Source organism: Aeromonas sp. s13 (assembly GCF_040907905.1).
GTDB classification, from domain to species: Bacteria; Pseudomonadota; Gammaproteobacteria; order Enterobacterales; family Aeromonadaceae; genus Aeromonas; species Aeromonas veronii.
Map to the genome: position 1 here is coordinate 1 of NZ_JBFOCS010000029.1, position 10403 is coordinate 10403.

At 55.3% G+C, this 10403-nt stretch carries 9 protein-coding genes; 5 read left to right on the forward strand and 4 right to left on the reverse strand.

Annotated elements, in window-relative coordinates; translation table 11 throughout:
- Positions 1-159: 159 nt before the first annotated feature.
- The gene (locus AB5Y82_RS03930; protein ID WP_021229055.1) at positions 160-1479 is read right to left on the reverse strand and encodes an anaerobic C4-dicarboxylate transporter; all 1320 of its coding nucleotides are present in this window, start codon (positions 1477-1479) and stop codon (positions 160-162) included.
- 125 nt (positions 1480-1604) lie between these two features.
- Positions 1605-3047, reverse strand: coding sequence for an aspartate ammonia-lyase (aspA, locus tag AB5Y82_RS03935; protein WP_005340569.1), 1443 nt, complete (start codon positions 3045-3047; stop codon positions 1605-1607).
- Between the two features lie 442 nt (positions 3048-3489).
- On the opposite strand from aspA, the gene AB5Y82_RS03940 reads away from it, so the two are divergent.
- The gene (locus AB5Y82_RS03940) at positions 3490-3966 is read left to right on the forward strand and encodes an FxsA family protein (RefSeq protein WP_111901721.1); all 477 of its coding nucleotides are present in this window, start codon (positions 3490-3492) and stop codon (positions 3964-3966) included.
- A gap of 34 nt (positions 3967-4000) precedes the next feature.
- Here the strand turns inward: AB5Y82_RS03940 and AB5Y82_RS03945 are convergent, their stop codons facing one another.
- Positions 4001-5335, reverse strand: coding sequence for an MATE family efflux transporter (locus AB5Y82_RS03945; protein WP_234888419.1), 1335 nt, complete (start codon positions 5333-5335; stop codon positions 4001-4003).
- A gap of 260 nt (positions 5336-5595) precedes the next feature.
- On the opposite strand from AB5Y82_RS03945, the gene AB5Y82_RS03950 reads away from it, so the two are divergent.
- The 4 genes from AB5Y82_RS03950 to AB5Y82_RS03965 all read left to right on the forward strand — a co-directional run bounded on the left by AB5Y82_RS03950 (position 5596) and on the right by AB5Y82_RS03965 (position 10124).
- Positions 5596-5889 carry a co-chaperone GroES gene (locus AB5Y82_RS03950; protein WP_005340573.1) on the forward strand — a complete coding sequence of 98 codons (294 nt, stop codon included), beginning with the start codon at positions 5596-5598 and terminating at the stop codon, positions 5887-5889.
- Between the two features lie 43 nt (positions 5890-5932).
- The gene (groL, locus tag AB5Y82_RS03955) at positions 5933-7567 is read left to right on the forward strand and encodes a chaperonin GroEL (protein WP_005340575.1); all 1635 of its coding nucleotides are present in this window, start codon (positions 5933-5935) and stop codon (positions 7565-7567) included.
- A 101-nt stretch (positions 7568-7668) separates the two neighbouring features.
- Positions 7669-8169, forward strand: a complete 501-nt coding sequence (locus tag AB5Y82_RS03960) for a molybdopterin-binding oxidoreductase (protein ID WP_162632684.1) — start codon at positions 7669-7671, stop codon at positions 8167-8169.
- 23 nt (positions 8170-8192) lie between these two features.
- The gene (locus AB5Y82_RS03965) at positions 8193-10124 is read left to right on the forward strand and encodes a bifunctional diguanylate cyclase/phosphodiesterase (RefSeq protein WP_005340581.1); all 1932 of its coding nucleotides are present in this window, start codon (positions 8193-8195) and stop codon (positions 10122-10124) included.
- Between the two features lie 45 nt (positions 10125-10169).
- Here AB5Y82_RS03965 and AB5Y82_RS03970 read toward each other — a convergent pair.
- Positions 10170-10403 (reverse strand): hypothetical protein (locus AB5Y82_RS03970; protein WP_368173686.1); only part of this gene is annotated, 234 nt, incomplete at its 5' end.

Here is a 10403-nt window from a genome sequence, read left to right on the forward strand (position 1 = left end):
CAGCGAGTAATCGCGCTGTGTCCGTTTCACACCTTGTCCCATCGAGTTCTCCATTTATTGGGGGGAAAGGTGTAAACCATATTCAGGACGGGACAAAAGAGATAAAAAAATCCCCGCCAACTGGCGGGGATTTTTATTTGGCGATCGGCAGGCGATGAATTACAGCAGGATGCCGCCGAAGAAGAAGCCCAGTGCCACGGCGATGGCGATGGTGGCGGTGCCCGGTACGAAGAAGGGGTGGTTGAAGACCGCCTTACCGATACGGGTGGAGCCGGTGTCGTCCATCTCTACCGCAGCCAGCAGGGTCGGGTAGGTCGGCAGTACGAACAGGGCGCTCACGGCTGCGAAAGAGGCAATCGCAGTCAGCGGGCTGACACCCAGTGCCAGTGCGGCAGGCATCAACGCTTTGGTGGTGGCGCCTTGTGAATAGAGCAGCATGGCAGCGAAGAACAGCACCACGGCCAGCAGCCAGGAGTACTGGTTCAGCAGGTCGCCAGCGATCAGCTGGATAGTGTCCATGTTGCCTTTCACGAAGACGTTACCCAGCCAGGCCACACCCAGTACGCAGATACAGGCGGACATACCGGACTTGAAGGTCGGCATGTTGGTGACCTGGGTGGCGTCCAGTTTGCACACCAGAGTCATGATGGTGGCTGCTGCCAGCATGATGCCCATGATGGCACCGTCACGGGGGATCGGCGGGTTGGTGATCAGGCCCACTTTACCGGAGATGGCAGTGGCATAAGCCATGACAGCAACGATGGCGGCGATGAAGATCCAGACCGACAGTTTGGCGTACGGCTTGATCTCGAGCTTGGTAGTACCACGCAGTTTGATCAGGCCCTTGGCTTTGCGCTCCAGATAGACTTCGTCCTGCTCCAGCGGCTTGCCCATCATGTTGGCAATGAAGGCGCCCAGGATACAGGCCAGGAAGGTAGAGGGGATGCAGATGGCCAGCAGGGTCAGATAATCAACACCAAACGGCTCGAGCATGCCGGAGAAGGCAACCACAGCGGCAGAGATCGGGGAAGCTGTGATGGCGATCTGGGAGGCGACAACTGCGATGGAGAGCGGACGGGATGGGCGGATCCCTTGCTCTTTGGCCACTTCAGCGATCACCGGCAGGGTGGAGAAGGCGGTATGACCGGTACCGGCCAGCATGGTCATCAGGTAGGTGACCACCGGGGCGGCGAAGGTGATGTATTTGGGGTTCTTGCGCAGCGCTTTTTCTGCCAGGAAGACCAGATAGTCCATCCCGCCAGCCAGCTGCATACAGGCGATGGCGCAGATGACGGACGCGATGATCATGATCACATCCCAAGGGATGTAGCTGACCAGTTGATCGCTCGGGATGGGCATGCCCAGACCCCACGTCAATACCAGTACCCCCAGACCACCGGCAAAGCCGATGCCGATGCTGCCTATCCGGGCCCCCAGATAGATAGCGGCGAGCACGACAAGTAACTCGATTCCAATCATAGCGATAACTCCATTTTTTAGTTTTTGGTTTTTATTTGGCAAAAAGCCAATTCCCGATCGGGCTGGGGATAAAGACCAATCGGGAACTGACTTTATGGGCCGGGAAGATCCCGGCCCACACTCGCTTATACGGCGGCTTCGCGGGTGAAACGCTTGGCTTTGTATTGCGGGTTCATCAGGTTCTCGATGGAGAGAATTTCGTCCAGCTGCTCGGCGCTCAGCAGGCCGCGCTCAAGAACGACTTCGCGGACGTTCTTGCCGGTCTGGGCACAGATCTTGCCGACGATATCCCCTTCGTGGTGGCCGATGAAGGGGTTCAGGTAGGTCACGATACCGATGGAGTTCAGCACGTGATTCATGCAGATTTCCGGGTTGGCGGTGATACCTTCCACGCACTTCTCGCGCAGGGAAATACAGGCTTTTTCCATCAGGCTCAGGGATTCGAACATTGCCTGACCAATCACCGGCTCCATGACGTTCAGCTGCAGCTGACCGGCTTCGGCGGCGAAGGTGATGGTGATGTCGTTACCGAATACCTTGAAGCAGGATTGGTTGACCACTTCCGGGATAACCGGGTTGACCTTGGCTGGCATGATGGAGGAACCCGCCTGCATTTCCGGCAGGTTGATCTCTTTCAGTGCAGTGCGCGGGCCGGAGGAGAGCAGACGCAGGTCATTACAGATCTTGGACAGCTTCATGGCCAGACGCTTGATGGCGCCGTGCAGCATGACGTAGGCGCCACAGTCTGAGGTCGCTTCGATCAGGTCTTCTGCCGGCACATAGGCACGGCCGGTGATCTCGGCCAGACGCTTGATGGCCAGAGCAGAGTACTCGGGCGGAGTGTTCAGACCGGTACCGATGGCGGTCGCGCCCAGGTTCACTTCCAGCAGCAGCTCCTGGCAACGCTTGATGGACTTGATCTCTTCACGCAGGGTCACGGCGAACGCGTGGAACTCCTGACCCAGGGTCATCGGAACCGCATCTTGCAGCTGGGTACGACCCATTTTCAGGATGTTTTTGAACTCTTTCGCTTTGGCATCGAATGCCGCGATCAGGTGCTCCAGCGCATGCAGGGTCACGTCAGTGCTGTTGACCACAGCAACGCGGAAGCCGGTCGGGTAGGCATCGTTGGTGGACTGGCACTTGTTGACGTGGTCGTTCGGGTTGATGACGTCGTAACGGCCTTTCTCCAGACCCATGATTTCCAGGGCGATGTTGGCTAGTACTTCGTTGGTGTTCATGTTGACGGAAGTGCCGGCACCACCCTGGTAAACGTCGACCGGGAACTGGTCGAAGCATTTGCCGGTGTTCAGCATCAGGTCGCAGGCTTCTACGATCTTGTCAGCAATTTCAGGACGGATGGTACCCAATTCACCGTTTGCCAGCGCAGCGGCCTTCTTGGTCAGCACCATACCGCGGACGAATTCCGGAACGTCAGAAATCTTCTGAGAGCTGATCTTGAAGTTCTCGACAGCGCGCAGGGTGTGCACACCGTAGTAGAGATCATTGGAAACTTCTTTGGTGCCCAGCAGGTCTTCTTCAATGCGGACGTTCTTGATGTCGCTCATTGTAATGCCTCAGAAATCAGATAAATGGAAAAATCCTCACCGAGTGGTCGCGAGTTCCTTGCGCACAGCTCATCCTGAAGCACCACACATCGAGTGGGGCGGTTGGGAGAGTGACCTCCCGAAAAACTAATCAATATACTACTCCAATTGAGGTATCGGTTATTAGAGGTGGATCACTAAATTTGCGACATTTTCAAATTACTTTGAGGAAAGTACACATATGTTATGAAGTTTTTATCATGATGATTTTTATAAATTTTTGTGACTTTTTGCTGGTTTTTTAGATTGCTGATGACGTAGGCGTCAGTTGACCAACTTGAAAAGAGGGGGGCCGCCCCCATTTATTCAGGGCAGAAAGTGGTGATGACGGGGTGGCAAAATCACCTCTGACCATCGTTGGATGGGCGCCACTTTTTCTCAATTTACCGGTGCTGGAGTGGATATGGGCAAGTTGTTTTTGTTGTTGGTGGGTCTGGTTGTACTGGAGCTCACCGTGATGATCGAGGTCGGCTCGGTAATCGGGGCGCTGCCGACAGTCGGCTTGCTCATACTGACTGCGGTATTGGGCTCCTCGCTGGTGCGCAGTGAAGGGATCAAGACCCTGTTCAGCTCCCAGCAAAAGATGCAGATGGGCGAGATGCCGGGCCGCGAGGTGATGGGGGGCATGATGCTGGCGTTGGCCGGTCTGCTGCTGATCATTCCGGGTTTTGTCACAGACTTCTTCGGGGTCCTGCTGCTGCAGCCCTGGCTGCGTAACAAACTGGCTGACAAGCTGATCGGCAGCAGCCAGTTCCGGATGCAGATGGGTGGCTTCCAGCGTACTCAATCGCCGTTTGGCAGCGCACCGTCCGATGATCATCTGGGGAACGCCAAGCAGGGCGGCACCACCATCGAAGGCGAATTTGAGCGTAAAGAGTAATCGACGAGATGAAAACCCGAGGCGAGTGACTGAATCAGGGTTTGCCCTGATGGCACAGCGCCTCGAAGCGGTGTCGGGCATACCACCACGCGAGGGTGCCCGCCGCCAGATTGGCCAGCAGTATTCCCAGATATATCCCCTGTTCTCCCCCCAGCTTTGCCCCCAGCCAGGCTCCTGGCAACAGAAAACCAAACAGTCGCAATCCGTTGAACAAGAACGAAATACTGGATGCTCGCACGCCATTTAGCGCCGAGGCCAGCAGCATCACCATGCCCTGAAAGCCGTAACCGATCGGCACCAGATGCAGATAGAGAATAATCAGGCGAATGACCTGCGGATGATCGCTGAACAGATTGGCGATCAGCGGGGCGAGCAGCCAGGTCAGGCCATAGATGGCGAGCTGGAACAGCAACGCAAACCTCATGCAGCTTTGCAGCGCAGCCTTGGCGCGGGCCGGATTGCCAGCGCCGCAGTTTTGCGAGATGAAAGGGGCCAGTACGGAGGCGAGGGCCATCATCACAATTAGCAACAGCGCCTCGACCCGCGACGCGGCGCCGTAAGCGGCTACCACCTCGGTACCCAGGCCCGCAAAGATCGTCATCAGCACCGCATTGGCCAGGGGATTGAGCATATTGGTAAAAGAGGCGGGGACGGCGACATGAAGCAATGCCCGCCAGTGGGTCAGCAACCGAGCCCGCGGCGAGAGACGCCACAGCAGCAAGCCCTCTCGATGACGCAGGATATAGAGGCTGACCAGCATCGCCATCAACCAAGAGATAGAGGTCGCGATGGCGGCCCCGCGGATCCCCCACTCGGGAAAGGGGCCGATACCGAAGATCAACAGAGGATCCAGTACCCCGTTGACCAGCCCGGCTACTGCCATCACCAGACTGGGGGTTTTGGTATCGCCGGTCGCCCGGATGGCGGCATTGCCCACCATGGGCAGCACCAGCATGGGGACGGTGATATACCAGATCAGCATGTAGTCATGGATGAGGGAGATAAGCTCGGCACTGGCCCCCAACAGGGTAAACAGGGGTTTGATGGTGAGAGCCCCCCCCGCGGAGAGCAGGGCTACCATGATCACCGCCAGAAACAGGCTGTCGGTGGCGAGATGGGCCGCCTCATCGTGTTTGCCCTGCCCCAGGGTATGACCGATCACCGCTGACAATCCGGCGCCCAATCCCATCGCCAGCGAGGTAACCACAAAAGTGACGGGAAAGGTAAAGCTGATGGCGGCCAGAGCTTCGGTTCCCAGCATACCGATAAAAAAGGTATCGACCAGATTGAAGGCCAGAATGGCGATGATGCCGAAGATCATGGGGCCCGTCATCTGGCGCAGTACGACCGGAATAGGGGCTGTCAGCATGGGGTTGGTGCGGGTCAAGGGCTCGTCTCTACAGCTGGCTTTGAAGGTTCTTGCATGGAAACTGGGCGGCTTGAACCGACCTTGCACCAGAGTGCGGACATGGCTGAACCATCGAAGATGTTTATAGTACGTGAAAAAATTTTTTTTGTATTTGCCCTTGAAGGGTTAGCAACTCTGCCCCACATCAGGGACATATCCGATTTGGCCTGGAACGGCCATTCCTCAAAGCAACAATGAGACTCATTTTGGGAGAGTTATCGATGAAAATTCGTCCACTGCACGACCGCGTCATCATCAAGCGCATCGAAGCTGAAGCCAAATCTGCCGGCGGTATCGTCTTGACTGGTACTGCGGCCCAGAAGTCCACCCGTGGTGAAGTGCTTGCCGTGGGGACTGGTCGCATCCTGGATAATGGCGAAGTCAAAGCGCTGGCCGTGAAGGTTGGTGACAAAGTTATCTTCAACGAAGGCTACGGTGTGAAGACCGAGAAGCTGGATGGTCAGGACGTCCTGATCCTCTCCGAAACCGACATCCTGGCGATTGTCGAAGAGTAATCCATCCTCCTTTTCCCCGAATTGATTTAAGGATTGAAGAAAAATGGCAGCTAAAGACGTTAAGTTTGGTAACGAAGCCCGCATCAAGATGCTGGAAGGCGTAAACATCCTGGCTGATGCCGTCAAGGTGACTCTGGGCCCGAAAGGCCGCAACGTGGTGCTGGACAAGTCCTTCGGCGCCCCGACCATCACTAAAGATGGTGTTTCTGTTGCGCGCGAAATCGAGCTGGAAGACAAGTTCCAGAACATGGGCGCCCAGATGGTCAAGGAAGTGGCTTCCAAGGCGAACGATGCCGCCGGTGACGGTACCACTACTGCAACCGTTCTGGCTCAGGCAATCGTCAACGAAGGTCTGAAAGCCGTTGCCGCCGGTATGAACCCGATGGATCTGAAGCGCGGTATCGACAAGGCCGTTGTGGCTGCTGTTGCCGAGCTGCAAGCGCTGTCCCAGCCGTGCGCTGACAGCAATGCCATCGCTCAGGTAGGCACCATCTCCGCCAACTCCGACGAGAAAGTGGGCAAGCTGATTGCTGAAGCCATGGACAAAGTGGGTCGCGATGGCGTCATCACCGTTGAAGATGGTCAGGGTCTGGAAGATGAGCTGGCAGTTGTTGAAGGTATGCAGTTCGACCGCGGCTACCTGTCCCCCTACTTCATCAACAAGCAAGAGACCGGTTCCGTTGAACTGGACGACCCGTTCATCCTGCTGGTTGACAAGAAAGTCTCCAACATCCGCGAAATGCTGCCGGTGCTGGAAGGTGTTGCCAAAGCTGGCAAGCCGCTGCTGATTGTTGCCGAAGACGTAGAAGGCGAAGCGCTGGCCACTCTGGTGGTCAACACCATGCGCGGTATCGTGAAAGTGGCTGCCGTCAAGGCGCCGGGCTTCGGTGACCGTCGCAAAGCCATGCTGCAGGATATCGCTGTACTGACTGGCGGTACTGTCATCTCCGAAGAAGTTGGCATGGAGCTGGAAAAAGCGACTCTGGAAGATCTGGGTCGTGCCAAGCGCATCGTCATCACCAAAGAGAACACCACCATCATCGATGGCGTGGGTGATGCCGGTGTGATCGAAGGCCGTGTTGCCCAGATCCGTCAGCAGATCGAAGAGACCTCTTCCGACTACGATCGTGAGAAGCTGCAAGAGCGCGTAGCCAAGCTGGCTGGCGGTGTTGCCGTGATCAAGGTTGGCGCAGCCACCGAAGTCGAGATGAAAGAGAAGAAAGCACGCGTTGAAGATGCCCTGCACGCTACCCGCGCCGCGGTTGAAGAAGGTGTGGTTGCCGGTGGTGGTGTTGCGTTGGTTCGCGTTGCAGCCAAACTGGCTGGTCTGCGTGGTGACAACGAAGACCAGAACGTCGGTATCAAGGTTGCCCTGCGCGCCATGGAAGCCCCGCTGCGTCAAATCGTTATCAACGCCGGTGAAGAAGCCTCCGTCATTGCCAATGCAGTGAAGAACGGCGAAGGCAACTTCGGTTACAACGCTTACAGCGAACAGTATGGCGACATGCTGGCCATGGGTATTCTGGATCCGACCAAGGTAACCCGTTCCGCCCTGCAGTTTGCCTCTTCCATCGCCGGTCTGATGATCACCACCGAGTGCATGGTCACCGAACTGCCGAAGAAAGATACCCCTGCCATGCCTGACATGGGCGGCATGGGTGGCATGGGCATGATGTAATCATCCCCCTTGTTCTGTTTGACAAACGGCTCGCTCAAGGCGAGCCGTTTTTTTATATCTGGCTAAACTGAGTCTGTTGAGACAGCAAATCTGGGGGCGATATGAAAATGTTTGGTTGGCTGACACTACTGTGTTCATTGGTCATCATGCCGGTGATGGCTGCTGAGGCGCTGACTGGGCCGGTGATCCTGAAAGTGGGTGGCAACATCAGGTCGGCAGACGAAGTTGATGGCAACGTGTTGTTTGATCTGGCAAAACTACAGGCTCTGCCGCAACATGAGATAGTGACCGGTAACCCGTGGGTGGATAAGCCGCACACCTACAGAGGCCCAAAACTGGCCGATGTATTGGCTGCAGTTGGTGCGGATGGCAAGACCATTACGTTGACGGCATTGAACAGTTTCCAGATCCGCATTGAATGGGACAAGGTTGCCAAATACGAGCCCATTCTCGCATGGGAAGACAATGGTGCTGTCATGCGGGTGCGTGACAAGGGGCCGGTCTGGTTTATGCTGCCTCTTGATCAATATCCGGAATTGAAGCGATCCGAATATACCGACATGATGATCTGGCAGCTGGATTTGATAGACATTCAGCACTGATAAAAACAGCACGGGAGCATGGGGTGAAAGGAAAGACCAGGGCGTGGCCACTGCTCGTCATTCTGTATGTATCCATCCTGTCCTTTACCGGGAGCACCCTCTATTGCCTGATGCAGATCCAGAATGCGACCAGAGCGATGGAGAAATACACCTATGATGTCTCCTGGGCGCTGATGCAGTTGCAGCTGGAGCTCGGGCGTTTCCTCAATGCGGTAGAGGTCTATCACTATGGCGGTATTGATCATGACACCTTGATGTTGCGTTATGACATTCTCTGGAGCAGAACGCCCATCCTGTTGAGCGGCCAGCTGCGCAAGAGCATGCAGGACAAGCAGAAAACCTTGCGTCTGGTGCAGCTGATTGAAACCAATATTCGCCAAATAGAGCCCGACATCACCAAGTTGCAAAGCGGGGCATCTGACTATCAGCAGATCATGATGCGCCTTGCCCCGCTGCAAGAGCCGCTCTCCTACTCCCTCGCTTCTGTGATGCAGAAGAATATTAACGTCTATTCCGAGAACGATCGCCATTTTGGCCAATTGCGCAATGCCTTGTTGCTGATGGTCTCCGGTCTGGTCATGTCAGTGCTGTTGCTCAGCATGCTGCTTATATATGAAGGGCGTCGCCATTTCAGAGCGGCCAGACGGGATCCGCTGACCGGGTTGTCCAATCGGGTTGCTTTGCTGGAGCGAATGGAGCTGTACGCCACACAGGAAGTGCCGTTTGGGCTGGTGCTGGTCGACATCAACGACTTCAGGGATATCAACAGCAAGTTTGGCTATGACACCGGTGATTATCTGCTTTGTGAGTTTGCTACCCGGATCAGAGTACTCTGTGAAGAGGGGGAGTGGAGTGGACGTCTGGGGGGAGATCAATTTGCCATTATTCAGCGTGGCAGCAGCGATCTGCGTCAGGTCAGGGAGCTGGTAGCGCGATTGCTGCATGCTCTGAAGCAAGATATCGTCTATGACAACTATCCCTTCCGGCTCGAAGTCGGGATCGGCATTGCCTTCTATCCGATGGACAGCGACAAGACTCAGGAGTTGTTGAGTCGTGCGGAACAGGCCCTGTTCCATAGTCGCAAGACCCATGTCCCCTATGTGATTTACGATAACTCCCTGCTCAACGAGACGGCGCGGCGCAAGCATCTGGCGTCGGACATGATCATGGCGCTGGAACACAATGCGTTGGAACTCTATTACCAACCCATTGTCAATCTCGAAAGTGGCCGCTGCGAAGCTGTCGAGGCTCTGCTGCGCTGGCGGCACCCTGAGCTCGGCTTCATTCCGCCAAACGAAGTGATCATGGTGGCTGAGGAGTTCCAGCTTGCCGAACGGGTTGGCAGTTGGGTGCTGAACACCGCTTGCGAGCAGCTCTATCAGTGGCACCAGCTTGGTATGGTTGATCTGCAAATGTGTGTGAATATCTCGCCAGGCATGTACCAGCGTAATTTGCTCAAACTGGTGGCCAAGGCATTGATGGAGCACCACTTGCCTGCCCGTAGCTTGGTCTTGGAGGTCACGGAAGATACCACCATGCGGGAAGTGAAGAACTCGCTGCAACTGATGCAGGATCTCAATCAGCAGGGGGTGCTGTTAGCATTGGACGATTTTGGTACTGGTTATTCATCTTTGAGTTATCTGCAAAAGTTACCGGTCAGCAAAGTGAAGATCGACCGCTCCTTTATACAAGGCATTGACACCTCAATGGAGGCATCCGAACTGGTCGCCAATATTTGCCGGATGGGGTCGATGCTGGGCAAGAGTCTGGTGTGTGAAGGGATTGAGACACAGGCGCAGTTGGATGTATTGCGATCCCTGACCGATATCCACTTGTATGGGCAGGGCTATCTGTTCAGCCGACCAGAGCAGGCGGAGAAAATCTATCAAACCTTGTTGGAGATGGAGGAGCTTTGGCTGGCGCGTCAACAATCCGAAATGGCTTATATGAGTTGAGAGGGGGCTTGCCTGTCATCTGCCTCCAGAATGTGTGATTTAGCTCTAATTTTCTTCTTTTTGTTTGTTGTTTGAACGGTTGTGCGGTTTTATCAAAAAAACATGCAATTTAGCCTTGCCAGAAAGAATCTGTTCCCTATAATGCGCCTCCATCGACAGGGCAAGCGGCAACGCAAACAACCTTGTCGATAACCTCGAAAAGCCTTTGAAAATAAGGCTTGACTCGAGAAGGCGGTTGAGTAGAATTCCACTCCCGCAGCAACACACTGTTGCGTCGCT

Bases quoted from the DNA above. Each gene is read 5' to 3' on its own strand.
- AB5Y82_RS03930 (WP_021229055.1), bottom strand. From the start codon at position 1,479: ATGATTGGAATCGAGTTACTTGTCGTGCTCGCCGCTATCTATCTGGGG.
- aspA (WP_005340569.1), bottom strand. From the start codon at position 3,047: ATGAGCGACATCAAGAACGTCCGCATTGAAGAAGACCTGCTGGGCACC.
- AB5Y82_RS03940 (WP_111901721.1), top strand. From the start codon at position 3,490: ATGGGCAAGTTGTTTTTGTTGTTGGTGGGTCTGGTTGTACTGGAGCTC.
- AB5Y82_RS03945 (WP_234888419.1), bottom strand. From the start codon at position 5,335: ATGCTGACAGCCCCTATTCCGGTCGTACTGCGCCAGATGACGGGCCCC.
- AB5Y82_RS03950 (WP_005340573.1), top strand. From the start codon at position 5,596: ATGAAAATTCGTCCACTGCACGACCGCGTCATCATCAAGCGCATCGAA.
- groL (WP_005340575.1), top strand. From the start codon at position 5,933: ATGGCAGCTAAAGACGTTAAGTTTGGTAACGAAGCCCGCATCAAGATG.
- AB5Y82_RS03960 (WP_162632684.1), top strand. From the start codon at position 7,669: ATGAAAATGTTTGGTTGGCTGACACTACTGTGTTCATTGGTCATCATG.